31 protein-coding genes and 2 pseudogenes are annotated in these 26,225 nt (G+C 49.2%); all 33 read right to left on the bottom strand.

What is annotated here, in order from left to right; all coding sequences use genetic code 11:
• Nucleotides 1–2: 2 nt before the first annotated feature.
• Nucleotides 3–212, bottom strand: a complete 210-nt coding sequence (locus RS881_RS22345; RefSeq protein ID WP_315823111.1) for a hypothetical protein — start codon at nucleotides 210–212, stop codon at nucleotides 3–5.
• Between the two features lie 5 nt (nucleotides 213–217).
• Nucleotides 218–1,807, bottom strand: a complete 1,590-nt coding sequence (locus tag RS881_RS22340) for a TonB-dependent receptor domain-containing protein (protein ID WP_315823110.1) — start codon at nucleotides 1,805–1,807, stop codon at nucleotides 218–220.
• Entirely contained in the window at nucleotides 1,776–2,627 is an 852-nt protein-coding gene (locus RS881_RS22335) for a TonB-dependent receptor plug domain-containing protein (RefSeq protein WP_315823109.1), read from the bottom strand. Before RS881_RS22335 ends, RS881_RS22340 begins: the two co-directional genes overlap by 32 nt.
• Before the next feature lie 8 nt (nucleotides 2,628–2,635).
• Nucleotides 2,636–2,872 carry a hypothetical protein gene (locus RS881_RS22330; protein WP_315823108.1) on the bottom strand — a complete coding sequence of 79 codons (237 nt, stop codon included), beginning with the start codon at nucleotides 2,870–2,872 and terminating at the stop codon, nucleotides 2,636–2,638.
• Nucleotides 2,829–2,948, bottom strand: a complete 120-nt coding sequence (locus RS881_RS22325; protein ID WP_315823107.1) for a peptidase associated/transthyretin-like domain-containing protein — start codon at nucleotides 2,946–2,948, stop codon at nucleotides 2,829–2,831. Before RS881_RS22325 ends, RS881_RS22330 begins: the two co-directional genes overlap by 44 nt.
• Nucleotides 2,949–3,574: 626 nt before the next feature.
• Nucleotides 3,575–4,930: a hypothetical protein gene (locus tag RS881_RS22320; RefSeq protein WP_315823106.1), complete on the bottom strand. Its 1,356-nt coding sequence runs from the start codon at nucleotides 4,928–4,930 to the stop codon at nucleotides 3,575–3,577.
• Nucleotides 4,931–4,968: 38 nt separating this feature from the next.
• Entirely contained in the window at nucleotides 4,969–5,316 is a 348-nt protein-coding gene (locus tag RS881_RS22315; RefSeq protein ID WP_315823105.1) for a hypothetical protein, read from the bottom strand.
• 213 nt (nucleotides 5,317–5,529) lie between these two features.
• The gene (locus tag RS881_RS22310; RefSeq protein WP_315823104.1) at nucleotides 5,530–6,387 is read right to left on the bottom strand and encodes a hypothetical protein; all 858 of its coding nucleotides are present in this window, start codon (nucleotides 6,385–6,387) and stop codon (nucleotides 5,530–5,532) included.
• The gene (locus RS881_RS22305; protein ID WP_315823103.1) at nucleotides 6,366–6,686 is read right to left on the bottom strand and encodes a hypothetical protein; all 321 of its coding nucleotides are present in this window, start codon (nucleotides 6,684–6,686) and stop codon (nucleotides 6,366–6,368) included. The genes RS881_RS22310 and RS881_RS22305 overlap by 22 nt, the downstream gene beginning before the upstream one ends.
• 23 nt (nucleotides 6,687–6,709) lie before the next feature.
• Nucleotides 6,710–7,345 carry a hypothetical protein gene (locus tag RS881_RS22300; protein WP_315823102.1) on the bottom strand — a complete coding sequence of 212 codons (636 nt, stop codon included), beginning with the start codon at nucleotides 7,343–7,345 and terminating at the stop codon, nucleotides 6,710–6,712.
• Nucleotides 7,294–8,079 (bottom strand): hypothetical protein, encoded by a 786-nt coding sequence (locus RS881_RS22295; protein WP_315823101.1) that lies wholly within the window; start codon nucleotides 8,077–8,079, stop codon nucleotides 7,294–7,296. Before RS881_RS22295 ends, RS881_RS22300 begins: the two co-directional genes overlap by 52 nt.
• 140 nt (nucleotides 8,080–8,219) lie before the next feature.
• Complete coding sequence (locus RS881_RS22290) at nucleotides 8,220–8,576, bottom strand: hypothetical protein (protein ID WP_315823100.1); 357 nt, start codon at nucleotides 8,574–8,576, stop codon at nucleotides 8,220–8,222.
• An 11-nt stretch (nucleotides 8,577–8,587) separates the two neighbouring features.
• Complete coding sequence (locus RS881_RS22285) at nucleotides 8,588–8,998, bottom strand: hypothetical protein (protein ID WP_315823099.1); 411 nt, start codon at nucleotides 8,996–8,998, stop codon at nucleotides 8,588–8,590.
• Nucleotides 8,992–9,246, bottom strand: a complete 255-nt coding sequence (locus tag RS881_RS22280; protein WP_315823098.1) for a hypothetical protein — start codon at nucleotides 9,244–9,246, stop codon at nucleotides 8,992–8,994. Before RS881_RS22280 ends, RS881_RS22285 begins: the two co-directional genes overlap by 7 nt.
• Before the next feature lie 23 nt (nucleotides 9,247–9,269).
• On the bottom strand, nucleotides 9,270–9,689 hold the full coding sequence (locus RS881_RS22275; protein ID WP_315823097.1) for a hypothetical protein: 420 nt from the start codon (nucleotides 9,687–9,689) through the stop codon (nucleotides 9,270–9,272).
• Nucleotides 9,683–9,883, bottom strand: coding sequence for a hypothetical protein (locus tag RS881_RS22270; RefSeq protein ID WP_315823096.1), 201 nt, complete (start codon nucleotides 9,881–9,883; stop codon nucleotides 9,683–9,685). The genes RS881_RS22275 and RS881_RS22270 overlap by 7 nt, the downstream gene beginning before the upstream one ends.
• Nucleotides 9,880–10,872 carry a hypothetical protein gene (locus tag RS881_RS22265; RefSeq protein ID WP_315823095.1) on the bottom strand — a complete coding sequence of 331 codons (993 nt, stop codon included), beginning with the start codon at nucleotides 10,870–10,872 and terminating at the stop codon, nucleotides 9,880–9,882. Before RS881_RS22265 ends, RS881_RS22270 begins: the two co-directional genes overlap by 4 nt.
• Before the next feature lie 11 nt (nucleotides 10,873–10,883).
• Nucleotides 10,884–11,405 carry a hypothetical protein gene (locus RS881_RS22260; protein WP_315823094.1) on the bottom strand — a complete coding sequence of 174 codons (522 nt, stop codon included), beginning with the start codon at nucleotides 11,403–11,405 and terminating at the stop codon, nucleotides 10,884–10,886.
• Entirely contained in the window at nucleotides 11,402–12,388 is a 987-nt protein-coding gene (locus tag RS881_RS22255) for a DUF6603 domain-containing protein (protein ID WP_315824575.1), read from the bottom strand. The genes RS881_RS22260 and RS881_RS22255 overlap by 4 nt, the downstream gene beginning before the upstream one ends.
• Before the next feature lie 35 nt (nucleotides 12,389–12,423).
• Complete coding sequence (locus RS881_RS22250) at nucleotides 12,424–12,813, bottom strand: DUF6603 domain-containing protein (RefSeq protein WP_315823093.1); 390 nt, start codon at nucleotides 12,811–12,813, stop codon at nucleotides 12,424–12,426.
• Nucleotides 12,814–12,830: 17 nt separating this feature from the next.
• The gene (locus RS881_RS22245; RefSeq protein ID WP_315823092.1) at nucleotides 12,831–14,240 is read right to left on the bottom strand and encodes a hypothetical protein; all 1,410 of its coding nucleotides are present in this window, start codon (nucleotides 14,238–14,240) and stop codon (nucleotides 12,831–12,833) included.
• Nucleotides 14,231–15,175, bottom strand: a complete 945-nt coding sequence (locus RS881_RS22240) for a hypothetical protein (protein WP_315823091.1) — start codon at nucleotides 15,173–15,175, stop codon at nucleotides 14,231–14,233. Before RS881_RS22240 ends, RS881_RS22245 begins: the two co-directional genes overlap by 10 nt.
• Nucleotides 15,176–15,420: 245 nt before the next feature.
• Nucleotides 15,421–16,296, bottom strand: coding sequence for a hypothetical protein (locus RS881_RS22235; RefSeq protein WP_315823090.1), 876 nt, complete (start codon nucleotides 16,294–16,296; stop codon nucleotides 15,421–15,423).
• Between the two features lie 113 nt (nucleotides 16,297–16,409).
• The gene (locus tag RS881_RS22230) at nucleotides 16,410–17,369 is read right to left on the bottom strand and encodes a ComEC/Rec2 family competence protein (protein ID WP_315823089.1); all 960 of its coding nucleotides are present in this window, start codon (nucleotides 17,367–17,369) and stop codon (nucleotides 16,410–16,412) included.
• Nucleotides 17,370–18,061: 692 nt separating this feature from the next.
• Entirely contained in the window at nucleotides 18,062–18,265 is a 204-nt protein-coding gene (locus RS881_RS22225; protein WP_315823088.1) for a hypothetical protein, read from the bottom strand.
• 113 nt (nucleotides 18,266–18,378) lie between these two features.
• Complete coding sequence (locus tag RS881_RS22220; protein ID WP_315823087.1) at nucleotides 18,379–18,939, bottom strand: hypothetical protein; 561 nt, start codon at nucleotides 18,937–18,939, stop codon at nucleotides 18,379–18,381.
• 152 nt (nucleotides 18,940–19,091) lie between these two features.
• Nucleotides 19,092–19,498: pseudogene (locus RS881_RS22215) on the bottom strand (FKBP-type peptidyl-prolyl cis-trans isomerase).
• A 116-nt stretch (nucleotides 19,499–19,614) separates the two neighbouring features.
• Nucleotides 19,615–20,076 (bottom strand): T9SS type A sorting domain-containing protein, encoded by a 462-nt coding sequence (locus RS881_RS22210; protein WP_425476388.1) that lies wholly within the window; start codon nucleotides 20,074–20,076, stop codon nucleotides 19,615–19,617.
• Between the two features lie 32 nt (nucleotides 20,077–20,108).
• Nucleotides 20,109–20,885, bottom strand: a complete 777-nt coding sequence (locus RS881_RS22205; RefSeq protein WP_315824573.1) for a CBM96 family carbohydrate-binding protein — start codon at nucleotides 20,883–20,885, stop codon at nucleotides 20,109–20,111.
• A 159-nt stretch (nucleotides 20,886–21,044) separates the two neighbouring features.
• A pseudogene (locus tag RS881_RS22200) lies at nucleotides 21,045–21,706 on the bottom strand (glycoside hydrolase family 5 protein); the annotation flags it as partial.
• Nucleotides 21,707–21,986: 280 nt separating this feature from the next.
• Nucleotides 21,987–23,270, bottom strand: coding sequence for a discoidin domain-containing protein (locus tag RS881_RS22195; protein ID WP_315823086.1), 1,284 nt, complete (start codon nucleotides 23,268–23,270; stop codon nucleotides 21,987–21,989).
• Between the two features lie 324 nt (nucleotides 23,271–23,594).
• A complete protein-coding gene (locus RS881_RS22190) occupies nucleotides 23,595–25,118 on the bottom strand; it encodes a CBM96 family carbohydrate-binding protein (RefSeq protein WP_315823085.1) in 1,524 nt (507 codons plus the stop codon).
• On the bottom strand, nucleotides 25,100–26,185 hold the full coding sequence (locus RS881_RS22185; protein ID WP_315823084.1) for a polysaccharide lyase 6 family protein: 1,086 nt from the start codon (nucleotides 26,183–26,185) through the stop codon (nucleotides 25,100–25,102). The genes RS881_RS22190 and RS881_RS22185 overlap by 19 nt, the downstream gene beginning before the upstream one ends.
• Nucleotides 26,186–26,225 lie beyond the last annotated feature (40 nt).

The following is a 26,225-nucleotide window of genomic DNA, read 5'->3' as shown; positions in this document are numbered from 1 at the left end:
ATTTAGAAACCCAGTTGAACTGACAATGAATAGGATTTTATAAGCGGATACATATTGTTGGCTGCTCCCATCTTCTCAGGATCAAGCCCCCGGTAATTGGTCACTGTAGCCAGGTTCTCGGCCGAACCCGCAATACGCAAACTGTTGACGTGCATCTTGCGCAGCAAGCTACCCGGCACAGAATAACCTACCTGCAAATTTTTCAACCGCATGAAATTCATATTGTCCAACCAGAAGGTTGTTTCAGCCCGGTTATTACCACTTCCACCCAGGCGGGGCCATGCCCCTGGCGATTATCCAATGACCATGGATTGGTCCAGTGGTTCCAGGTAGCAGCATAACGCGAAGCGCTGAAGTTGGTATTGTTAAAGGCATTCAGCCAGAAGTCCTTTCGACCGGCACTCGCCTGCAATAAAAACGATACATCAAAACCTTTCCAGGTAATATACCCATTGAGCGCAGCAAAAGTGGTGGGCCTGTCCCGCTGACTTTTAGTATCCGCTTTCATATCATTGCCATCTATACGGCCGTCGCCATTCAGGTCCTTGCGCAGGATATCACCTGGCTGTGCACCTTGCGGCGTGGCATTATAGATATCCTGCCAGGTTTGCGCAATACCCATGTCCTCATAAGTATATACAAAATGGTAAGGCATATCCAGGAATACCCAGCCCCTGGTCAGAAATTCATTCCATTGTTCCAGGTTGGTCCTATTGTACGAAGCATTCAAGCTAACCCCATAGCCAATACCGCCTACCTTGTCTCTCCAGGAAAGAGTAGCTTCAATACCCCGGTTGCGCAGATCGCCAATATTCCTGCGGGGCGCATTATAAGCGCCTTCCAGCAAAATGGAAAGCTCCGAAGGGCGGTTCATACCTGTTGTCAACCGGTCGTAATAATCCAGTTCCGCCGTTAAACGATTATTCAGGAACCCTAATTCCAACCCTATATTGAGCACCGAGGTCTCTTCCCAGGTAAGGTCCCTGTTCAGTAACTTGCTATTTACCAACCCACGCACAATATCGCTGCCCAACATATATGGGTTGCCAGCCAATGTTGTTTGCTGCTCATAACGTCCTACCCCGCTGTTATTGCCCAGCGTTCCATAAGACACCCGCAGTTTACCATTCGTCAGGAAACTACCCGTTAACCTGTTCATGAAATCTTCTTCCGTAAAACGCCAGCCCAGGGCTACAGAGGGAAAGAAACCATACTGACTACCCGGCAGGAATTTGGAGGAGCCGTCCACCCTGAAGTTAGCTTCCAGCAGGTATCTATTGAAAGCCGTATAATTTACACGCCCAATATACGAGCGCAATCCCTCCGTATTGGAATAACCACTGGTGCTCTGGATATTCGTCAGTCCTGCATCAATTTCCCGCAGCCCCGGGTTCAGCCTGTCATTACGGGAAGCACCCTGAAAACGATTGTACCAATATTCTTCACTGTATACAAACATGCCACTGATATCGTGATCGGTACCAATAGTAGTATGGTAATTCAACCGCCCATTCAACATGGTTTTATATCCGGTGAACGTATTGTTTACGATCGGGGCATTGGGACCTACATATACCCGGCTGCCAAAACTGTTTGTTTGGAAGTTAAAGGCCTGGTTGGGCGTATTGGCCTGCCAGCTAAACTGGTTATAATAGTTCAACGCATAGTCAATAGTAGCAGTCAACCCTTTAATGGGCGTCCAGTCCCAATACATCATCGTATTTGCTTCCTGCCTGTTCTGGCGGTTCAGCATATTCTGATACACCGTATAAGGATTATAAGCCTGTGGGTCTTCGCCATAGGCCATTACACCCCAAACCTATTGGAAACAGGATCATAGGGCGTAATACCTGCAATAGCATACTGCATATCGTTGCCCGCTGTATTGGCCGGGTCCGAATCCGTAAATCCTTCTTCCAGCGCGTATACCAGGTTACCCAGTTGCCATTGAACTTAACACCCGTATTCATATTGTTCTTCACCTTGTAATCAAAGTTGAAACGGGCATTGTATTGCTTGTAATTATTGTTGATCTGAAGGCCCTTTTCATCGCGCATACCTACAGAAACAAAGAAATTCGATTTCTCCCCACCGCCAGAGGCCGATAGGTTATAGTTTTGGAAAGCTCCATCCTGTGTAATTACATCCCACCAGTCTGTATTGGGATAACGCAGCGGATCGATCATCCCTAATGCCATCCACTGGTCAATGGTACCCAGTTTAAACAATTGATTGCCCGGCAGGGTATTCACAGCCGTTCTTTGCCTTTGCAACTGCAGCGCCCTGGGATAATCTGCCATAAAACCATAAGCTTTCACCGGCTTATTCAGCGCCATATTACTCGTAAAATTGATCGCCGTCTTTTTGGCCCCCTTACCCGATTTGGTGGTGATCAGGATCACCCCATTAGCGGCCCGGGACCCATACACAGAAGCCGAGGTAGCATCTTTCAGAATCGAGATACTTTCAATGTCATTCACATTCACCCGGTTGATGTCTACATCCGGCATACCATCCACTACTACCAGCGGACTCGCATTGTTTACAGTACCCAAACCGCGGATCAGCAATTCAGCGCCATTACGGCCTGCCATACCGGTTGATTGAGTAGCCGCCAATCCTGGCACCAAACCACTCAGCCCTGCTGAAACGTTGGGTACTGCCCGGCCCAGCGTTTTTCATCTACCATCACCGTAGATACCGCGCCTACCAGGTTCGCCTTTTTCTGGCGGCCATAACCTACTACCACCACATCCGACATGGAAATGACTTTTTGTTTCAGCACCACTTCATACTCATTGCGCTCACTCACCGTTATTTCAAACGGTTCATGATTGGCAGAAGAGAAGGTGATGGTGCCCCCGCGAAACACCGAGGGTAAAAGCTCCTTTTTCGTCTGTTTTTGTTCCTTTGCCAGCACCCTTTACAATAATTGAGATATCAGGCAATCCGTTGCCCCATTCATCTTTTACTGTACCTGAAATCGTTTTCAGTTGTGCTTGTAAAAAACAGGGAATAATAATAAAACCAAAAGTAATTGAATAAGGGACAAAGGGATCTTCGTCCGCAGATGGGGAGTCTGTGGCATAAGCAATCAGTTTATTTGTTAGAATATAGCTGACTCAAACTTGATAAAAAAGCTGGAATCGTTTTCAGAAACAGGTAATTTATTTACTGAAACGTTTTCGGATACCGTCTCGAAAACGTTTCCGCCTGGTCGCCCGCCTGAAAACAAAAACCCCTGGCGTTCTACCAGGGGCTTCCCAACTAATTTGTCATTACCCTGCACTGAAAGAGGTGTCACCTTTCATCTGCGTCCCAAAGAAAAAGTATTACCACTTAGCTGCCGCTTAAAGGTGGGTCGCTCTGCAGCCTGGCCCATGCAGCCCTGAAGAGCGGCTCACCTTCATCAGGAAAGAGCTGATACCTTTCTCCTGAGTCTCCTACGAAAAGTGTCACTGTTGATCAGTAAAAGGTTACCTCCATGCCTTACAGGCATCCTTCTCAACTTTTCAACCTCCCTCAATCAGTATATGGCCGTATTGCTCCGTGTAATTTGTTTTAGTCTGTGTAATCAGCGATGCAGCTTCATCATAAACGCCAGCGAATAAAATGGCGGCCTGTTTTCGTGTGCCTGATTACCACCATCTGATCCTATAGGATGTCCGTGATTCTGTACTTGAATTTCGGGCAGTCCTCTGGTGGTTAACAGATTGGGGCGGTTTCCATTAGGGTCTTCAACGCCATTATTATACATGAGACCTTTGCTCACCCCCTGACTTTTATAATATACGCCGTGGTAATTGAGGTAAGGTGCACTGCCACCGGTTCCGCCACCGTGGTTGTGTGCCGGCATTTGATCCCTGGTCAGCGTTACAGTGGCTGCCCCGCCAGTTGTACCGATCGGGTAATTGCCTCCTGCTACTATAATGAAGCGGTCTCTAAGGTCGGGGGTACCATTGTAACCATTACACATTTGCCAGCCCTGGTACAAAGTACCATCAATCCCTGTACCATTATTATTGAAGCCCTTCAGGTCACCCGAATACATGATAATACCACCGGGAGGAACAATGCCAATACCACTGATAACACCTTTTACCTGGAGGTCATGATTAACGGTGGCCGAATTAAGCACCACATCGGGTGTAGCTACTTTTACTACAATAGTTTGGTATAAGTACAAGGTTTGCGGATCGCCCAATGCATCTTTCAGCAATGAGCTTTGCTGCGTGGCCTGCAATATAAATACCGTATCCTCTTTTAATGCAGGTGTTTGCCAGCTCGTATTGCCTTGCAATGGAATAGGTGCATTCTGATTATACGTGATCGTATACTGGTTATCACTTCCCTCCCAATTCAGGATCACCGCGGTATTGTAATTGGCTTCTGCCACCGCTATACCACTGCCATCCGCCCTGGTGGCCCTGAAATTCTTAACATAGAATTGGTCATACTCCGCTTTATGCAACTTGATGAAAGAATGCTTTTGGGAATACTTCACACCATCCGTTCCAGAGTTTTCTATGAGCTGGATCATAAAAGACCCCGCCACATCGTTCACCACAAAATCATCAATGGTAATGGTAATGCTATAATTGATAAGTTCATTGCCAGTTCCCTGAGTGCTTAACACGAAAGCTGCTACATCACCAGGCAGGTCCAGGTCCTTTACATTGCCCAGCCCAACCTTCCATTTAGCCGATGGGTTGATTCCAATATTGGAAGTATCCAGCGGGTTCACCGTGAGGCTACCCTCATCTGTACCATAAGGAATGCCCAATACAATACTGTTACAATAAACCGTAGTCTTGGGTATGGGAATGGTGATAATTATTTTGCCATGCGCAGGATCTATCTGTAACGGCGCAGGGTCCGTTGAAGGCAGATACGTTAATAAAGTAGGATCAACCGCTTCCAGGATTTGCATAACTAAGGTTTTTAATTGATGAATAGAATGATGTATGATTACTGTTCGGAATCGTTACCGGCAGGTTTTAATACCATCCAACCGTCGCGAAGTGAGGAGGCCACTGTCGAAAGCCGGGCGCTTTGATCGCCTCCGGCAACAGCATAATTGTTCCAGTCCTTGCCATTCGCATCTTGCTCTATCCAGCTCCAGCCTTGCCTGCTGGCTGCCGGCGGTGGATAATTGATGCCTGCCGTTACTGCAGCCCCTTTCATCGTTTGCTGTCCGGCGGCAGCTACTTCCGTGAGTACCGGCCCCGCGCGGAAGGTCATTTCCATTACCCCCATCGCATCCGCCAGGAAATGATCGGGCAAGCCGAGCGTGGTTATCGGCAGTAGGCCCGTCACCGCATGTACCGCCGCCCGGGGTCTATCAACATCGACAGGTAAGCCTTGCTATTGCCCGTGAGGTCCAGTTGAATAAAATTAGCCTTGCTGATCGGCTGTATATATCCATCAGTGATATCAGGGCTATTATTACCCCCGGTTCCTGTGCATAATAGAAGCCTTTGTAAGCATCCTTTCCCTGGCCCAGGTAATACCCGATCAATCCGTCATTACTCAATGCCTGATTACCCAGCTTGATGGGAAAGTTATCTTTACAAAGGGCGGCGCACTGGTATCAAACGTTTTCTCCCAGGAGGGATCAAGCAGGGGACCGCCATAGAGTTCAAAGTCCAGTGAACTGCGTACCAATGCCAGTGGCCGGCCAATCAACACCGAAAAATATTCATCATGCCTGCCGCCCAACGGATCAGTAGTCCATAAGGTGCTGTCAATAACCAGCATGAAGTCCGTGAATACCCTGGGGCCCTGCGCTTTCAGCGATTGGAACATATATCCCAGGTGTGGCCAGGAAGTAACCAGGTCATCAATCGTAGCGGCGGGACTATGCGGTGAAGACCAGAAGTTGAGTTCTTCCACATTATCCACATTGACCGTTACCCGCAATTCACCCAGGGCCACCCCTTCGGGCGTATAAGCCATCAGGGCCTGGTCAATATGGTTGGGCAATAGCCAGGCGCAAACCGGATTGGCGCCGGCGGCCGTATCAATGGTGAGTGCATCATTCCTGGCATCCAGGAAATCAAAGTTGAGGCGGGCAGGTTGCAGCAGCCGCGGCAACAACTGCACAAAGCGGAAAGTATTCTTTTGCTCCACAAAATGCACAGGTACCAATCCTTCTGAAATAACTGGTCTGAAGTTATCACTGCTGGCAGGGCCTGTGCTTTGCTGGTCTTCTACTATTTCAAGCGCTTGTCCAAACCGGTCAAACAACTTCAATTGTTTGATCACAAACTGGCCGCAACGCACCCCATCAAAAGGGATCACACTTGAAGGAGCTGGTACCGATGAATAGCCATCCTGGATCAGCTTGCTAATAGGACCCACCGGCGTCACATTCGACAGCGGATCCATTTTTTCAATTGCTTTGAAAAACCCGTAAGCGTTTGCGATATGAAATCCCAATGAGCTACATCTCCAATAAACTTTTTCACTGCGGCAAGGTCGGTCTGCGGAAAGTCGTTCAGGAACTGTTCCAGCCTGGAACGGAAGGAATACGTGATCTGCGGCGTCAGGAAAGTCCTTCCACTGATCATATACGGTGTAGTCGTGATCTGGCCATTACCTGTCCATTCATAATCATTCCCATCAAACTGCCATAGATAATTTACCTGGTTGAAAGGGATGGGATACCAGGCAACTTTCCATTCCATGAATATAGGCTCCCAGGGCTGACTCAATCGCCGGGAATAAATGCCGGCGGTATGCCATTCATGCCCTGATGCGTCTTTATTTGGTTGGTTATCTGGCTAATGATGTCAGCATCTGAATTCTTCCACACTGCTTTTACAATGGCCGTGGCATTGTTGGGGTCTAGTAAAAAGAACTCATCCATCAGTCCCTGTATCCCTGCCGGCAGGTTGGTGAGGTTGAGTGTTGGCAGTACGGATTGCAACATTTGCAGGCCGAAGGAGACCACGACAGGCTGTCCGTCTTTCCCTTTCCCCCTGTACAAAATACCCGTCGCCAATTGATCGGCTGTACGTATGGGCAACGTATCATTCGTTAATACTGGTGGATGATAATTAGCCCCATTAACAAGAATTACCGGGTCCGTAGCCTCCCAGTAACGGCGCGCTTCTCCCCGCTTCAGTTGCCGCAGATCGGAAATGCCATTGTTCCTGGCAAAACTGGCAATTTGCCGGGCAATGCCCGGCCCATCCGTAGCCGTGATTGGCGGCAGTTTCCCATAAGCCGTCTGTACCACCACCAGTTGTTGTGCCACCTGGTTGTATAAACTGCCCGCGTTGGTGCTATCGATCAGCTTAAATATTTCTGTTGCATCAGGTACACTGGGTGGCGGGAAATACATGTTCTTGGCCCTGTAGTATTTCCACCAGGCCGCAAAAGTGCTGCCTGCATCCGCCTTACCGCAAACAGCGCTTGTTCATAAGCTTGCTGATTAGCGTTTAACTGTGCCAGTATCCTGGCTTCCTGCTTGAAATAATCGGGTGTAAGCGTGGCATCATCGTCGGTTGAGTTATCGATGACCTCCCAGGTTATGCCACCCGGCACAGCACCAAACCAGGCTTCATGAATGCGCTGTTCCAGTCGCTCTACGCCATTCCTTTCTTCCAGGAAATGCAGCAGGTTATACTGAAAGGCTTCAATGATCCGCGGGTTAATAGGCCCGCCCTCCGGATGATCCTGCTGCAGTTTGGTGATCAACGCTGTCAAAGCATCGGCAGCCGTATTACCAATCGTTACAAATATGCCAGCGGTATTGTGTGCAGGCGTTGGACTGGGTCCATTTAGGTTCCAGGGAATGCCGAATACCATACCATGGTAGAGACTTTGTTTGGAGGAAGCCGCTACCTCGTTTGCTACCTGCCAGTTGAGGGTAGACAATAGCTTCGTAAAATCATCCGGCGTTTTCCAATCCTGCAAAATATCCTGGCTGCTATCCGAATACCAGCCACATACCAGGTAACTGAGGTTATCCGTGACGATATTATCCAGCGTATCGTGAAAAGAAAATACATTGCCGGCAATGGGTTCATAACCCGAAAAGGTAGCATCCCCGGGGCCGATAGCTGTTAAGAACAACGCTTTATCATTCGTTTCCTTCCATTGGTTGGGTGTACTTAGCGCTACACTTCGTCCAATAAGCGTTTGCCCCGCTACCGGTGTATCAGGATTATAAGGTATCCGGTAATCCAGGAAGGGATTGGTGCCTCCGGCATTTCCTAAAAATCACTTTCCACTACCCAAGCCGTAGCTATCCGTTGATCCAGGGGCCCTGAATAACGGATCACCAGCCAACGATTGGGCACCAACGGGAATTTAATATCCCCATCAGGCTGTTGCGTACCATGCCGCAGGGCTGCTGGTAATGTCCAGTGCAGGTAAATGCCCTGGTAATAATCGTGTTTGGAAAAATCCGTTACCCCGCCGCCAAATGGTTGGGGTTCCGGACTGGTAAAGGTGGCCAGGTTTTGGAAATTGTATCCAAACCGGCGAAAGTTCTCGAACTTGCGCACCTGCTCGTTTACCACCATGGCACTCAGTTCTACCGGCACCAGTAAGTTATTTACCTCATTCATGTATAAAAAGATTAAACAGGAGTTTTGAAAATCAGTTGTTCGGGTGCTTGTACCAGTTGGATAGCCATAGCAGCCGCTCCAAAATGATCAGCACTTACACTTAGCAGGGGCAGCAGGTCAGGCTCCAGTCCACTCTTGCCATCGGGTGCAACCAGGTTGATCGTCCGTGTATCCTTGCCTTGTGCATCTTTGCGCATATAATCCTTGCCGGTATCCGTACCTGCATTGCGTACCTTGATCGTTTTATTCAATGGCTTACCTACGGGACTGGTCAATTGGCGCAACTCGGTATTTCCATTGTCATCCACACCAAAACGCAAACTATGCTGCGGCTCATCCACCTGGATCGTATCGGGTACGCCCAGGAACAAACACAGCAGTACCGTGGGCGATAACCTTTCCATGCGGATATTCTTCAGCATGGCGCCTTTTGAAAAGCCTGTACCACCAGGCCCGGCCAGCCCGATACCATGGCCGACCGCATCAGGATACCCGATACCGGCAGGTCAAATACATCCGTATTGGGTGCGGGTGTCAGGTCCATGCCTGTAATGGCTTTCCACCGCGTTTGCAAAGCAGCATCAATGGCAGCCCGGATACTCCCCTTCATCATGTCAACAAATACCGTATCCCGGGTAGAATGCATACCAGGGCTCAAGGCTCCATTCACCAATAGTTCAATCCAATTATTGTCTACATAAAAAAGCGCAGCGATTCCGATGGCAGCATTCTTTCATCCGCCACCAGGTGATCAAAAGGTACTTTGCGCAGTTCATGCAGGTCTGCCAGCCAACTGCCCATATAACTCAGTTCATCGGCCAGTTCTTCAGCGATTGTACTGGGTACGGCCGGTTCCTGCATCAGCGTTTTAGCAGTAGGTGTAGCCACTACTTCATTGCCTGTTGTGGCCCTGGCGCCATTACTATTGAATAATTTTTGCACCCTGCCTGCCAGCGCCTGCTTATCGGGATTAACGGCAAAGGCGCTCAATACTTCATGTGGTTTATTTTGTAAGAACTGCGTCAGCCTGCGAACATGGGGTGACCCGTCCAGCAATTGCGATACAGGTACGCCCGGGTCCTGACGCTGGCGCTCCACCATCAGGTCTACCATTTGATTCCCTGTTTACGGAAACGGAATACAGTTTGTGCAAAAGTTTTATCGGCAAGGGCCAGCGATTGTCCCACTTGCCAGGCGGCGGCATACGACATATCAAATAAGCCCATCACCGGATCAAAAATGGTAGCCGCCGAAGAGCTCAAAAAAGCACTATTGCCCGCAAATAAAGTAGCAGGCTGTGGCGTCAATGGTCCCCGGTACCAGCTAAAAGTAGTTTCCCCTGGCGCGTTCTATAAGCCAGTGGAACAAATCCACGTACCAAGCGGGCAGATACCATCTCGCCTTCAGGCGCTCCCGTATCCACACCCAAGGGCAACTGTAAAGCCGTGATGGCAGGTTTGTTTTGATCACCCGTTACAAAGTTTTTGGCCAGCGCTGCAAAGGATTCTCCTTTGTGCGATTGACAGTTGTACGACCAACCATGCAGCGAAACCAGTTGGTAAGCCTTGGTAGCGTCAATGCTGTCTGGTGCATTCAGCAAAGCCTCCCAGCCTTCCAGCGATACCAGGTGTACCAGGTTGCGTGTGATGCCCGTAGCACTGTCGGCCGCGGGAAAACGGTTGCCGATCACCACCGAAAACCAGCCACTGTCTTTTTCATCCAACCCCTCCTTACCCGTCATAGATACCTGCCTCACATGCGACAGCAATCCTGCTTCCCGCGCATTGGGCAGTATGGCTTTCAATACCCCGCCACTTACCTGTATCACATTACACATGGTAGTGGGGTCAATATCCCCTTCCAGCGTGAAGGTTGGTTTTACGATCCCATTCTCTTGCGTGCCCAGACTTCCTGCAGTAACGGATATCGACAGGGTTTCTTTATTCACCCCATTCAGCAATTCATTTTCACTGAAGCTCAGCAAGGCCATCCAGGGTGTATTCCTTACTTCCTTCGACAACTTGCGCTCCCAGGGCATTACCCGTTTGGAGAATACGATATGTGACAGGTCGTTGGCAAACTCTCCTGTAGCATTGGCTGGCGGAAAAACACTCACTACATCACCAGCCGGCAAATCGATTTGCGGCCCTTGTACAGTAAATACCTGTTTGGATTCAAACCGCTGGGGAGCTACCGATAAACTATGGTTGAAGTAGATGGTATAATCACCTGCATCCAGGGCAGGTAAATAATCATCGTAAAAATGCAGGATCGTATCTTTTGCCGGCGCTGCCATCTTTGTATAAGTTAAATGGATGATGTTAATAAGGGTTCCTCCGTAAAATTGCTGCCCGCGTTTAACCGCGTTTCTGTAAGCGCGTCGTTACTACCTGTGTATATGCCCGCGTTCTTAAGCAACTGGTAAATATCATTCCTGTTCTTTTGTACAGCCGTATCTGTTAGTTTATTGAAAATGGTGGATACGCTGGTTTTTGAGCTAACAGGTACAGTGGGGTCTATCTTGGCTGCAGGGTTCAGTGGCAGTTGTCCTTGTGGATCCAGCGGTTCATAACTCAGGTCTTTCTCCATATCAATAGCTCCGGGCGAGCTACCCAAAGCAGGTGGAGGCGCTTGCACAGTAAGCCCTGTTTTATTATCGGGTACCAGGTTGGCCGATGGCGGAGGTGTTCCTACCAATGGTTTACCCCATAATGATTCTGGTACATTGCGTGTAATCGTATTCACTCCCCACCCTGCTTTTGATACATCTATTTCCTGCCCGTCGGGGCCTACTATGTAAAACTGCTGCTGCGAGTTGGCATTTGTCACCCCATAGGCCGTATATTATACGTGGGTAGTGCCGCCGCTTCCAGCATGGCTTCCGGGGCCGAATTGGTTTGAATAGACAAAGCAGGGATGGCCGATTCGGAGGTAAAGGCCAGTTCATCGCCCCGCACGATCCAACGGGTGCTTTTATCCTGCTCCTCCTTTGACTGCTGCAAGCCCGTACTGATCCGTATCTTACATACATCTTCCTTGGCAGGCAACATCGTTTTAAAATCATCCCAGGCCAGCGTACCACCGCCAGGCTGATCCTGGTCGCCAAACGACACGGTAAACGAAATAATGAACCAGGAGATATGCACTTTGCCGCCCGTAGGAGGTCCCCACATAGCCACCTGCGCCCCCAGTTCGATCTCAAAGGTTTTATGAATGAATAAAAAGTCAACCCTGTAGGATACGCCAATGCTCACACCAAAATCAACAGTGAAGGAGAATGGCTTCCAGTAGATGAGGAAATTGGCCGAAGCAATGAACCAGGCTTTCAGGTTGCCATCATGAAACAATACTTTTAATCCGCCGCCACCCATGATACAGGAAGGCGTCAATGCAAAATAAGCTTCGCCACTGATCGATACCAGGTCACTCACCGTCCAGCTAAAGCCCAGCCGGTCCTCGGCAGGATACCAATTCGGTTTGTTGAACTGAGGATGGTAGCCGCCCAGGGTGATCACAAAATCACCCGCATGATCATTTTTGCCAAACCAGGTATATAAAGCAAAGCCGCCGGTAAGCCGGCAGGCCGGATCGATCACAAATGAATTACGACTGATCACTGCCGATAAGCCAAAGAATCCTTCAGTAGGATTGAACCTCGCCATCAGGCCCAACTCAACCGACGCATATAATCGTTCTGCATTCTGAGGAAATTTAGCCGTCATGATACCCAATAGCGCTATCTCAAATTGTTCTCCAAACTCCGCTATCAGCAAGGCCTTGCCCTGGATCAGTTCAAAAGAGGTAAAATGAATACCTACGGCCAGCCAGTTATTGCCAATCTGCGCTTCTACCCAGGTTTTGCCCCCTTGCGTCCTTCCAGTATATCCAGCACCGACATGGGGTCGGTTTGTCCTTTCAATCCTTGCACAAAGGGGAAATTCACTACCTGGTCCTGGTTGGGTAGGTTTACACGGCTATTGTAACCAAAGCCGCCCGTAAATCCATCAACAAAAAAGTAAGGTGGTCCGCCAATGGGTGCATCCAGCTCAGCAAAGATGAACATAGAAGGCTTACCCCAGGGATTGCTCAATGATCCGATAGCGCCTATGGTAAAATCAGGGAATTGTAATATGGCATCCCCGTCATAATGGAAAGTTTCTTCTTTATCTTTCGAGGGTTCTACTTCCAGGAAAGCGCCTTCAATAGCTATTGGCCCGTTGTGGTAACCCAGCCCCATACCCGATAAGTGGAATTTCAGATCGAAGTGATCCAGCGGCGATCCGCCGCCAGTCCGCGAAGCGAAAATGTAAGGCCGCTCATTTGCGCACTTACATCCAGCAGGAACCAGATACTACCCGATTCGTACCGTACCCCGATGCGCTGGAACGATAAAGGTCCCAGCGTACGTTGTATTTGGAACCATCGTACAGAGGATTGCGCCGCATTGTTGTTATTAACCGGTGGTTGGTTGCCTCCACCCGTAGGCGTGGCTGGTGGCGGCGTGGCTGCTACCGGCAATGAAAGCGACGTAGGTGTACCACCCAGTGATAGATTGGCCGTCACCATAAAGCCCTTGGCCGTATCCTTACTAGGAAGCAAAGGTGAACTGAATTCGGCCAGTTGCGTTGCTGTAAACCTGGCCGAGGCAAAATACAATTGCAGGCCATCAAAACTCAAAGTATGATCCGCCGCCAATTTGGACCCAATCAGCGGTATACTGCCCAGGTCGGCCGATAAACCGAGACCAATACCCAGCAAGAAGATGGTGCCTGTGGCTTGTGTATTCAGGATCGCTATTTCGGCATTGTTGATGGAAATGGTAAAGCCTGTAGGGATCAGCTCGGCAATGTCAGGACTTAGTTGCGCCACCGCATCATGCACCGAAAAGGCGCTGTTCTTTTGTTCAAACGTAGCCAGGAAATGCGTGGCTGTATTGTCATTCTTAATATGGAAAGTAAAATCTTTATTACCAATCACCAGTTTGCCCATGATATCCTTGGTGTAAACATTTCCGGTGCCCTTCGTTAATTTGATATCAAATGTTATATCGGCTTTCCCACTGGAAAAGGGGATATGCCCCACAACACTAAAAGTGAAATCGCCAGATCCCGTATTGAAAGTAATGTCAAGATTACTGAGCGTAATATCTTTTAATGAATCGGGCAGGCTGATGCCAAACAGCCTGGTAAGATCATCCGCCAGTTTGCCAATGGGTATTTGTTCATCCCCTACCGTTCTTACCTCAAAGAACCAGGTACTTACCCCATTGTCTTTGGAGTTTTTGGCAGATACCGTCAGTTCTGTTTCCATCAACTGCAGCGTGGCTGTAATACTGCCTGTAACGCCTCCCGGGGCTTTTTCAATATCAACCTCCAGTTTTTCAAGGCCAAAGCCCTTACCTGGACTTATTTCATAGGTCCAATCGGAGGTGATGGTAAAATTGAACGCATATATTCCTTTACCGGGATGAATGAAGATGCCCAGCTTATCAATATCGATATCGGGGAATTTATCCGAAGCGCCAAAATGATCCTGGATAATGGTCTTGATGGATATCTTGTTACCAGGCGCCAGTGTTCCCGCCAGTTGAAAATCGGGCAGGTTAATACCAACATTCACGCGGATACCCGCAATGGTAAGATGGCTTTTAATAGCTATCGCCACCAGTTTTTTAATTCATAATCAAAAGCTACCCGTACATCATCAATACCAATCTCCTCCAGCTTCATGGATTTAATTCCCTGTTCAATGGTTTGTTGCAAGGCAGCTCCGCCAATTAAATTGCCCAGGGCATCCAGCCCGGGCAATACATTGCCATTGGCAGGCCTTACCTCCAGCGACAAGAGGGAACCGCCCTCCAGGCCTACGAGCACTGTAAAATCCTGACCTATATGAAAGGTGCCGATGATATATCCGTGAAAAGCAGGAAGCGCTTTGGCGTCGAATGGCGTTTGGTTCTCCGTACCAAATGATACCCCCACATCCTTAATAGCCAGATCACCCGCAATGGGCCAGTTGCCTGCCGGCTTGGTACTAAATTGGAAAGTATAATGAGCTGAAGTATTGAACCCAAATGCCAGTTCAAACACACCCATGGTGCCACTTTGAAAAACAGGCAAAGGAGGGATCAAATAATTAAGCTGTTTACTATTGGCAAAATCGATCACTGGCGCCAGTGATACAGTGTCAGCTGATCCATCCGGCAACATAAGGTGCAGTAAATTATCAATGCGCAATTCCCCTTTCAGGTTCACGCCCAGGTTGTTGGTGGTAAGCAGATGGCAACTGGTGATCTCCAGCGTTCCTTTAATATTGGCTGTACTAAACTGCGTGAATGCAATACGTATATGTACCTCACTCAAAGTGGCATTACGTACCGCCTGTAGGGTCCAGCCCTTCTGTACCACCCCTTCGATGACCAGGTGAAGCGGTGGGTAGCTGGAAAAGGTAAGGTTTGCCTCCTCCAGGGTAAGTGCAGCACCAGGCAGGGTGCCAATAAACTGACTGATATTCCCCTGGTCGATGAGCGCCGTATTTAACGTAAGTACCTTGTTCTGGATACTATTGTTAAGCGTTGTGTATAATGCTGATAGTTCCATGTGTTAGTGTACATTAAATTCATTTTGAGTAGGCCCTGCAAATCCAATAGGGACGGGAACAGCCACGCCAATTGGCCACTGGATACCTGGAGAGAGGGAACCTCCCAGCGGCAATCTTGTATTAACGGGCAGGGCTTGACCTGCGGGCCAGACTGTTCCGGCGGGCATTGAGATCTGTGGTAGCCCGGCTCCCAGGGGCCAAAGCGTGCCGGCCGGGAAAACAAAAAAGGGAGGCAGGGTAGCACCTACCGGAATATTGGTGCCGAAGGGGGATACCTGTTGGTAGCGGAATGCCAGCGGGCCAGGTCGTAGCAGCAGGAAATGCAGTACCAGCCAGAAATATTGTGCCGAGCGGCAACGCCACGCCATTGGGCCAGGTAACGGCTGCCGGTAATACCAGCGGCCCTGCCAAAACCGTTCCTACAACAATGCCGGGTGTATTGGGCGAAACCCAACCAAATGGGATAACCGTACCTGCAGGCAAAACACCTCCTAAAGGTAAATTGACAGCATTGGTCCACATCACGCCGGCCGGTAAGGCCGTTAGTCCCGTTAGGGTAAAGCCAGCCATATTCGACGCTCCCCTGGCATAATAACCCCGGCCCCATCGTTTGGCCATTGGGCCAGGGAAGGGCTGCTGCCAACACAAATGGCACTGCCGAATTGACTGCTCCTGTCAGTGGAGCTTGTACACCACCGGGCCACACAGATCCCAATGGTAATTGCGTATTGGGAGGCAGCGCCTGCCCGGCTGGCCAGATAACTCCGGCAGGCAGCGTTACCGCAACATTGAGTATGGGCATCGTAATCCTTGGGCGCTTTCTAACTGCTAAATAGGTGGGGGCAGTTCCTGTGTCTAAAGCTATCCGTAAATGACCATCAACCGGAACAGCTGCGCTGTCATTAGGCCATTGGCCATTACAAGTGGTGGCGCCGGCCGCTGCCCCACCCCAGTTAGCCTGTGGAGGCCCCCAGGCGCCGGCCACCCTGGCCTTCGCCGTATAGCCCATTGGCCAGATACCAACACCCTGGTTCATACGACGGCAGAAATCAATATTACTACGGTCTTGTGTCATATAATAACGTATCACCGTTCCACTGGCCTGCAGGTCTTGCAGCAAAGATTGCTGCGGATGCCCATTGGGCCAGGGCCCACTACCGCCTATTGCCGGATTGGCGCCATGGTTATTACCCGTACCACAGGATATAAATACACCATTGGGTTGAAGCTGACCTAAAAAGCATTAGAAGTACTTTCACCGCTGCCATGGTGACTGGCCTTCATGGCATGAACAGGAATGGCTGCCGGCGCCACATTCACCAGGTAATTGCCAATACCTGCAGCATGATCCTCCTGGGTGGAAAGTATATCCCCACCAATATAATAGTGGAATCCCTCGAATCGCAATAGAAAAACAAGGCTCCTGGCATTCTTTCCCCGGTTAGAGTTAGGGTTCATTCCGCTGGGAATATTAACCGTTCCACCGCCTGGCTGCAGCACCCTTTCATTGGCAGCAATACAAAGCAATGATGGCGGCCCTCCTGCAGTGCCTGGTACAGGAGCGCCCATGCCTCCCCAAAGCGCTGCAGTGGGAGCACCAGCGCCATTGGTCCACATCACTTCCCTGCCTACCAGCCAGTTAGCGGCCTGGTTAATACTACCCGGCACACCTGCCGGAACAGCAGCCGTTCCCGCATATCCTGCCAGGGCCCCTAAGGCGGGTGCTATACCCCAGCTTAATATCCTGTTGGTAACACGTGCCCGTCCGGCAGGGGCTACACCGCCAAAAACAGCGTTCAGCGCCCCATTGGGATTCCGCCCATTAATAGCCCGCACATAATTGATATAAGGATTCTCTAACCCGCCTCCAGGCCAGCCCTGATCAAAGAAGATCGTATTGTTATAAGTGCCTGCATTACTCCTGACCAATTGAGAAATACCATTAAAATGATCCTGATCATAATGCGTCACTACGATCACATCCAATGCCGCCAGGTTGGCACCGCCTGCACCCGTAATATAGTTATGTACCGTACCCGCCTGACCAGCCAATCCGCCATCTATCAATACCGATCGTACGATAGCGGCGCCCCCGATCAACGGCGGTATCTCCTGCGCAACAATAAGTGTTGAATCACCCTGACCCACATCAATATGATGTATTACAAGTCTCAAGCCATGATTAATATTCATTAATGTTTTATGAAATAATTATCCGTTCCACGGTTAATCACAGCGATTTACCGCAGGCATATCAAGTAATTCTACTACTATCAAATCTTATCCTATAATGGTGGTGGGTCAAAAAGAACATACAACAATCGTATCATTGCCAGTAGTGAAGATCCCATAGCTGATAAGGTTTAATAGGGCAGGAAAATAAACTGTCAGGAATTTAGTCAATATTATGAATGTACAATCATTCTGTATAACGCAAATGCGTATTCTTACTGAATTACTTTTGTTAATAATACCTTCACACCAGCTTCTATATAGTTACACTTATGCAACACACTTGCATGCCTGCTGGCAATTACCACCGCTTCTTAACAACTGTTAACACCAGTTCTCACACTACAGGAGTAGCGCCAGGACGCATTCGTACCAACCTTTGTACAGTCAAAATCAACCAGCGGTCAAGCCAACCACGGCTGGCTTAGCAGTTACCAGCGTTTAGTTTTCCGGTTATTACAATCCCGGACGCGTGCATGTTGGCATCCTGTGCGTACTGAAGGGTGAAATTGTGGAAGGAGATTATATCGAGTTGGCAGAAAAACTACAAGGGCCTACTAAAAGCAAGAAAACAAACCGCCTTAACCGCAAGTCATTAACAGAATACTTCCTTATTGAATTAAAACGCCCCAGCCTGGACCCTTACTATAGCATCATGGATTTAATCGCTCTTCTATTTGTGTCACCAGCCTTCTCCCGCATTCGTTAACCAATACCTCCATTTCCATTTCGGTCATATATTCATGATAAAGCTTGGTGAATATTTTATCAGGGCTCAGGGTCAAAGAGTAGGTATCTACAGGAGCTACAAAATCAAACCGTTCATTCTTATAGTTGTACAAATGGTTGGGAGCCATTCAGGTTATTGGGTCACAGGTCACCTGGTTATAGAATGGTCCGGAGCAGCAAGGCTGTCCGGACCAGTACAGAATTAAACAAAATAAAACTGACCAAATGGGCAAACCAATTACTAATCTGGCAGGTTATAAAATGCTTTTACTTTATTATAGTCATTCCAATCTGGCTTAGCTACGCGCGCGCCTGTACCGCCTGGTATCAGAATATAACGATGCTGTTGTATCTTATTACCCGACTGCGTAACAGTGCTGGCATTGAAATTTGAATAGAGATAGATACGCTTTACAAAGAAATCAACCGTAGTAAAGAGCCCATAAAAGGGGTCGGTAATGGGCATGGGCGCTACATCGGGCTGAGCAGAGCTGCCATAGTTAAAATACACTTTCATTTCACCGCCATTTAGAATTTCTACTGTCAGTTTATCAGCGGTAATATTGGCAAAATAACCAAGGGTATCGCCATTCTGGGCTTTGTCTACAGTATATGTTACATCCAACCAGGGCGAAAAGATCACATTGGCCGTACCAGCGGGACCGGCTGGCCCCGGTGCACCATTAGCCCCGGCAGGACCAGCAGGCCCGGTTGGGCCTTCTCCGCCTTTTGAACAGCGAACCAGCAGGAAAGAAACTGCTACCAATAGAGCAGCCGTACGCAGTAAAGATCTGTGTTGCATAGCTTTTGATTTTAAGATGGTAAATCGGATATCTTCTATACTAAATATATCCTATTAACCTTAGCCTGCCATGTCTAAAACAACAAATCGCATAGATTTTATGCGATTTGTACAAAAGCTATCAGGGATAGCCCAATATATAAGGTTTCCGATTAGGAAATACCCAATAGTTCAACTTCAAAAACAAGGGCACTATTGGGGCCTATATGCGTACCTACCTGCCTGTCGCCATAAGCCAGGTCGGCAGGAAGGAAGAAACGCCATTTGCTGCCCTGGGGCATTAATTGCACGCCTTCTGTCCAGCCTTTGATCACCTGGTTGAGGGGAAGGTAGCAGGTTGTCCACGCTTTACTGAGCTGTCAAACACGGTACCATCGATCAGGGTGCCATGGTAATGGCAAGTTACTTTATTGGCAGCAGTAGGCCTGGCGCCGGTACCTTCGGTAATAACCTCATACTGCAGTCCACTGGGCAGACTTACAATACCCGGTTTTTGTTTATTGGCTTCTAAAAAATCCTGCCCTGCTTTCAAGTTGGCAGCTGCTTTCTCATTCTTCATTTGGAACAATTTATCTGCAATTCCCATAATGGTATATTTCCGGCAAAGATAGCCAAAAAACAAAGCCAGGTACAGACGTACCCGGCTTGTTAATTGCTATATGAAAATAAGAACGCCTACTCTCGCACCAGCTTTTGGGTGATCACCTTGCGGTCATGCACCAGCCGGATGGTATAAATACCCGTAGCAGTACCCACTGGTTTAAACATGGCCCGGTGTTGTCCTGCCGGTAAATTGCTATTGACCAGCACAGCCACCTGTTTACCCGTCATATCATATACAGCCAGGTTGATAAAGCCCGGCTTTTCCAGGTAAAACTGAATGGTATTGCTTTCATGGAAAGGATTGGGGAAACTGCGCAGGCTTACTTGGGGCGCCCCGGCATCCTCCCCGGTTTTCCCCGTTAACAGGTTGCCCGTACGCAGGGTTTGCGTGGTGGTAACTACCAGCTGTGGTGGATTGGAACCAAACTCACTCGAATTCCAGAATACACGTGGGTCATGCGCTATCAGGCTCTTCATCACCAGGGAGATATTGGTACGGCCTGCCGTTAGCTCACTTTGTACATAACTCGTAATATCCCAGGTAACATAGGCATAAGCCGCATTGGTTACCGTAGCCGTATCAGGGCCGTACCCGAAGCGGGTTTATTATTCCAGGTGAGGGCATTTTCGGTCCAGGTGGTGTTCGACACAGCAAATACACCTACTGGCACACTGGGCACCGTTGTAAGATCTACCTTTCCATATACCTTCAACAGAACAGCTGATACCGTTCCACTTACCGCAGCCAGGTTAAAGCGCAGGTAGGCTTCCCGTGCATTGTTCAACTGTCCGGCCGGGGATAGCTTGGTGATCAGTAAAGTAGAGTCAGTAGAACCAAAGGTACCAGCAGCATTGGTGCCATCACGCACATAAGCATCGTGTACGGGCAGCAGGGTTATTTGTTGATTACCACCGCCACCGCCGGTTTGTATCTTCACTTCGGTATAACTGTTCCACAAGTTCACACTGTTGCCATGCCCTACAATGCGCACATACTTACCTTCGACAGGTGTAAACGTAAAGGTTTCGAGATTAAGAGAGGCGCCACTGCTTACACGCCCTGCAGCAGCAGTGGTCCAGTTGGTGCCATCATTGCCCACCAGCACATCGAAGGTTGATGTACGGGTATTACCACTGTAGAAGGCAATCTGCACACCGGTGACAGAAACCGTATCACTGAGGCAGAATTGTATCCACTGACCATTACCACTGGCCGACCATCTGGTACCCAGGTTATTGTCCAATACATTGGCGGGTACATTGCCATCGTTACCGCTGGCGCTCACCGGATCGCAGGTAGGTGTAACCACCCCACCCGGGAAATCATCGGCTGGGCTCAACATCCGCTCCCTGATCCAGGCGCCGGCTGGTTTGAGCCTGGCAACCGTCCATGGGCCTCCCGAACAGGTACCTGTAGTCCATACTGCACCACTTCTAAAATCATCTGAATAGTTCCAGTTGGTCCAACTGATCTTTTTCGTACGCATCAGGTCTATGTACTGTTGGCTCCTGGTAAAATTGTTGGAACCATCCCCTGATGCCGTTTGTGTACCGAACTCCGTAACAAAAACCGGCAGCCTGTCCGAACCCCAATCCAATTCATCCAGGTATTCCTGTCCATGCGAAGCGGCATAGAAATGGAACGTATACATGATATTGGAAAAGGTCAACGGATTGCTCACAATGTCCTGGGCCGAACGGCCATCCGATATACCAAAGGAACCCCAGCCATGAGTACCTACCAGGATGGGAGCATCGGCATCAATAGCACGGATCACGGGAATGATTTGGTCTGCATACGTTTTGATTCTGGCCCAGGTAACACCATTGGGTTCATTACATACATCATAAATGATGTTCACTTTGTCCTTGTGCGCATTGGCAATAGCCGTAAAAAGGTTTTGGCTTTGGCCAGGTTGGCATTGGGATCACCGGGCGTTAGCTGGTGCCAGTCTACCAGCGCATACATACCTCGTTCTGTGGCTTCATCGATCAGCCGGCTTACCTGAGCCGTAAAACCTGCCGGGTCGGTATCGTAGCCACCCTCTTGCACATAGAGCGATATGCGCAAGATATCAGACCCCCAATCATAAGCCAGTGCATCCAGGGAGGCCTCTGTTAAGCAACTACCCCAGCCATACCATTGAATGCCATGCGTACTCATACCGCGCAGTTGGATGGGATTACCATACTGATTACACAACTTCAGCCCAATTACGCGCAACTGGCCATTTTTGGCCACCGGCGTTTGTGCACCGCTATCGGGTGCAAGAAACAGGGTAAGCCATAGCAGACTTACTACTTGCAACAAGAAATGGATTCTTTTTTTCATGAGGATTCTTTTAAATGAATAATGGTTTAATGATTCCATAGAGGTAACACCTTTCACTTGCTTCGAAAAACGAAAGGTGTCACCTCTTCAAATGAAAGGGTGTCACCCCGATTTATTTCACCAATAATCGAACACTCTTTTTTTGATCACCAATCAGCATATACACGATATACAACCCTTTGGCTTTGCCGGCTGTATTCCAATCCAGCGAATAGATGCCTGCCTGTTGATGTTTATCAGCCAGTGTTTCAGCTTGTCCGCCGGCATTGTAGATGCTGATCTGTACCCGACCCGCCTGCCTAAGTGTATACCTGAGGGTGGCCTTGCCACCCGTAACCGGATTGGGAGCTACCAGCAATTCGTTTCCTGCAATTTTGGCTGCGACGTCTGCTGCCTGCTTACCCTGCCTGGCTTCCGCCGGGCCGCTCAATAAGGCAGTGGAAGTGCCAAATACCCTGAACTCCGACAAACTGGCCCAGGGCCCCGTATAACCCGAAGCACCGGTAACATTTACCCGTACATAGCGGGCGCTTACACTGCTAAGATTGTCTACAATGGGCGAAGCCACCGTACCAGGCGTTGTATTGCTGCTGCGGTTGACGATCTGTGTCCACGAACCCGAAGCGCTGCTCCTGGCTTGAATGGTGTATTGGTAAGCGCGGTCTGAATAACAGACCAATTCAGTTCTGGTAAGCGTAGCCACTTCACCCAGGTCTACTTCCAGCCATTGCGGATAGCCTGTGGCCGACCAGCGGGTACTGGTATTGCCGTCAACAGCCGATGCTGCCGGGTTTTCCGGTTGTGGTTCGGAAGAGGCCGTTACCGGTTTATTGAGCGCCAGGTTGGTTACCAATGCATTGGAAGGAGCTGTACCATCACGGAAGAAACGTGCCTTCCGCCATTTTACAATGGCTTCATCTGTAGTCAGCGTACCATAATTACCATACTTATGATAATTGGTGACCGCCTCATTGTCGGCTATCTCCGCTTTCTTAACACCGTTTACATAGATGATGATCTTATTGCCTGCATCTTCCTGCAAGTGGATCACATTGATGCGCAGCTCAACACCATAGATGCCCGTAGCCAGTGTTTGCCCGGCACCACGAATAGAACCACCATCGGCCGCATATCCCCTGATCATCATTTGCGTAGCGCCCGAAGTGCTGCCAAAGATCTGCATCAGGCTCTCATCTTCCAATGGCGCATAGATGGTAACATAACCTTCAAACTGGCGACTGCCGGTAGAATACTCATTCTGTAACCTGATCTCCGAACGGTTGGTGCGGTTATCAAACAAGCGGAAAGTTTCCGTATCATCTCCACTGGTATAGGTATAATCGGCACATACCGGACTGCATACCGATTGAAAAGCACTCCAGTTAAATGTTTGCAATCCGGCCTCATTATCAAGGTGTATCTTTTTGGTAGGAGAATAAGATACCCAGCCGCTACCAGCTGCGCTTGTAACGATAAGCAGGGAATGAGTATAAACAAGATGCCCAGTATGCCGAAATTCGTTTTAACATTCATGTGACAAGTGTTTATTTATTTGATAATGTCAGCCTGAACCTTACGGCTGTCAGTTTGTCGAAGGGTTCGAAAGAGGTGACACCTTTCGTTTTTCGAAGCATGGGAAAGGTGTCACCTCTAATGGCCAATTGCCTTACGACTTCAATGCCTTTCGCTCACAGCTCAAAGCTCGCAACTCGCAGCTTTCTTACTCCTTCACTATTTTCTGTGTTGTTACTTTACCGCCTTGCAACAGCTTCACGATGTACACACCGGCTGGTGACCCTTTACCATTAAACTGGCGTTGGTGATAACCGGCTGACAACTGACCATTGGCCAATACGGCTACCTGCCGGCCACTGATGTCAAATATCGCCAGGTGTACAAGCCCGGCTCTTTCCAGGTGAAACCGTACAGTGTGCTGATTGCTAAATGGATTGGGATAACTGCCCACAATGGTTGCCTGCACTACTTCCTTAACCGGCGGTGGAGCCAGCGTAATTGCCGTACGCAACCCGCCAGTGGTAGTAATTACCAATTGTGGCGGATTACTGCCTGTTTCTTTGGAGTTCCAGCCAATACGTGGATCGGTAGCAATACGCGCCAGCAGGGCCAGTGAAAGCGTATGACGGCCTGCGGCTTTTTCGGCCTGCACATAAGCGGTAATGTCCCAACTATAATACCCCTTCACCGAATCAGTGACTACTACCCGCTGCAACGAATCGCCGGTAGCCGGTTTATTATTCCAGGTAATGGTTGATTCCGTCCAGGTAGTATTGCTAACCCCGTATACATTCACCGGGATATTGTTGTCGCGGTTATCATCCAGTCCACCATACAGGCGTAATACAGCCGAGCTAACTGTACCACTGGCCGCCGCCGTATTGAATTGCAGGTAGGTATGCCTGTCATTACCGGCCGATGCAGTTGCATTGAGTTTGGTAAGCAGGGTATTGGGGTCAGTGGTACCATGTGTTACGGCCGCATTGGTACCATTGCGCACATAGGCATCCTGCGTTGGAGTAAGTGTGAAAGTGCCGCCACCCGGGGAGCCAGTCTGTATTTTCACCTCAGTATAACTGTTCCACAGGTTCACACTATTGCCATGGCCTACTATACGTACATATTTGGCATCAACAGCAGCAAACGAGAAGGTTTCCAACGCCAGTGAGGTACCACTGCTTACCCGTCCGGCAGCAGCCGTTGTCCAATTTATGCCGTCAGTGCCCGTCAGCACATCAAAAGTGGAAGAGCGGGTATTACCACTGTAGAAGGCGATCTGGACGCCCGTTACCGAAAGTGTATCGCCCAGGCAAAACTGTATCCATTGCCCATCACCACTGGCACTCCAGCGCGTATTGAGGTCATTGTCCAATACGTTGGCTGCGACATTGCCATCATCGCCACTGGCGCTTACAGGATCACAACCAGGTGTGGGAGGTGTATAGTTGCCAGCATGTCCCACCATGGCAGTAGTAAGGATCTGTGCTGTCACCGCTGCGCCCGATACCTCATCCGCCCCTTTATCCAGGGGCGCCGTACGCGCTTGCCCGTCCATATCAAAAGTGACAGAAGGATAAGAACCGGTACCGGCATTTATAGCCGGGCTACCAACCTGCAGGTGAAAAGTACCCGTGGCATCACGGGCCAGTAACGGATTGGCCGTTGTATAACCGGCAGCAGGCATGGAACCCGCGCCATTCGTATTGTAGATCATATTGCCGCTCCACACGCCACCCGTATAAGGGCCGGCAATGGATGCTGCCGCTCCCCACCCTGTATAACATTATTGGCTACCGTGATGGCCGTGGCGCCCAATCCATTGGTGCGTCCACTTTGCGTTATATTGGCCGGGTTATTGACCAATGTATTATAAGCGATCAATACCCGGTCGGGCCGGTCATGCGCAGTTAGCGGATCGCCATTGGCTACCTCTCCATCACCATTACCGATATTGATAGCGGGATTGCAGTTCTCAAAATGATTGCTGAAGACCTTATGGTCATCACCAAAAATGCGGATACCCGGTGTATTAATAAAGTAATTGCCATACACCACGCAGAAATTGCCATGGCGTAAAGTGAACTGCGCACCACAATCACGGATCGTATTGTAGCGAACAGTTACAGCTGATGATTTGATAGAGATCATTTCATTTTCACCCTGGCATTCTTCAAACAGGTTATACTCCATAATGCTGTTGCTGGAAGAAAGGCTATAACCACTTAACCCAAACTGAACCGTTTCGGCGCCATTGCCTGTTTGTGGTTGCTGGTCCAGAAAGTAATTGTGGTGGATATACAACCTTTGCGCAATCTGGCTACCCGAGCCACGCACTGCAATGAAGCGCCCCAGCGCATTCTTGTGTTGGAAAGTATTATAGTCTACCTCATGGTCATTGCCATTGAGCAATAGGTTTTCCCCTGCGCCAGGCGTTTCAAAAATATTCCGTGTCCACCGGCAAAAGCTGGTACCACTGGCCATGGTAGCCTGCGAAGCATTGTGCGTAAACTTAAAGCCCTGGATGATGATGTATTTGGCCGGGCTTACAATATTAAATCCCGCCGTACCCTTTATTTCTGCACCGGCAATCGTTTGTGCTTTGATCGTAATGGGCTGCGCCCCGGTACCCTGTTTGTTAACCGTAATATCCGATGAGGCCGTATATATCCCATTGGCCAGTATAATAATATCCCCGGTGCGGCATTGTTGATGGCTGTTTGCAGGGCCGATAAAGAGGTAACCGTAATGGTGGCTGCCCTTATCACCCCCATCCCGGCGATGGAAAGGAATAACCACAATAAGCTTGCTTTGAAATGTAGCGTTTTATGAATGGAAG

This window comes from Paraflavitalea speifideaquila (assembly GCF_032395985.1).
GTDB lineage: Bacteria > Bacteroidota > Bacteroidia > Chitinophagales > Chitinophagaceae > Paraflavitalea > Paraflavitalea speifideaquila.
Note: the sequence above shows the minus strand (reverse complement) of the source record. Positions and strands in the feature narration are given on the sequence as shown.

Bases quoted from the DNA above. Each gene is read 5' to 3' on its own strand.
- RS881_RS22345 (WP_315823111.1), bottom strand. From the start codon at position 212: ATGCGGTTGAAAAATTTGCAGGTAGGTTATTCTGTGCCGGGTAGCTTG.
- RS881_RS22340 (WP_315823110.1), bottom strand. From the start codon at position 1,807: ATGGCCTATGGCGAAGACCCACAGGCTTATAATCCTTATACGGTGTAT.
- RS881_RS22320 (WP_315823106.1), bottom strand. From the start codon at position 4,930: ATGCAAATCCTGGAAGCGGTTGATCCTACTTTATTAACGTATCTGCCT.
- RS881_RS22310 (WP_315823104.1), bottom strand. From the start codon at position 6,387: ATGGATCCGCTGTCGAATGTGACGCCGGTGGGTCCTATTAGCAAGCTG.
- RS881_RS22305 (WP_315823103.1), bottom strand. From the start codon at position 6,686: ATGGAATGGAAAGTTGCCTGGTATCCCATCCCTTTCAACCAGGTAAAT.
- RS881_RS22300 (WP_315823102.1), bottom strand. From the start codon at position 7,345: ATGTATTTCCCGCCACCCAGTGTACCTGATGCAACAGAAATATTTAAG.
- RS881_RS22290 (WP_315823100.1), bottom strand. From the start codon at position 8,576: ATGAATGAGGTAAATAACTTACTGGTGCCGGTAGAACTGAGTGCCATG.
- RS881_RS22285 (WP_315823099.1), bottom strand. From the start codon at position 8,998: ATGCTGAAGAATATCCGCATGGAAAGGTTATCGCCCACGGTACTGCTG.
- RS881_RS22275 (WP_315823097.1), bottom strand. From the start codon at position 9,689: ATGGTAGACCTGATGGTGGAGCGCCAGCGTCAGGACCCGGGCGTACCT.
- RS881_RS22265 (WP_315823095.1), bottom strand. From the start codon at position 10,872: ATGGCAGCGCCGGCAAAAGATACGATCCTGCATTTTTACGATGATTAT.
- RS881_RS22250 (WP_315823093.1), bottom strand. From the start codon at position 12,813: ATGGGGCTGGGTTACCACAACGGGCCAATAGCTATTGAAGGCGCTTTC.
- RS881_RS22240 (WP_315823091.1), bottom strand. From the start codon at position 15,175: ATGGAACTATCAGCATTATACACAACGCTTAACAATAGTATCCAGAAC.
- RS881_RS22230 (WP_315823089.1), bottom strand. From the start codon at position 17,369: ATGAATATTAATCATGGCTTGAGACTTGTAATACATCATATTGATGTG.
- RS881_RS22225 (WP_315823088.1), bottom strand. From the start codon at position 18,265: ATGGCTCCCAACCATTTGTACAACTATAAGAATGAACGGTTTGATTTT.
- RS881_RS22220 (WP_315823087.1), bottom strand. From the start codon at position 18,939: ATGCAACACAGATCTTTACTGCGTACGGCTGCTCTATTGGTAGCAGTT.
- RS881_RS22205 (WP_315824573.1), bottom strand. From the start codon at position 20,885: ATGTTGAGCCCAGCCGATGATTTCCCGGGTGGGGTGGTTACACCTACC.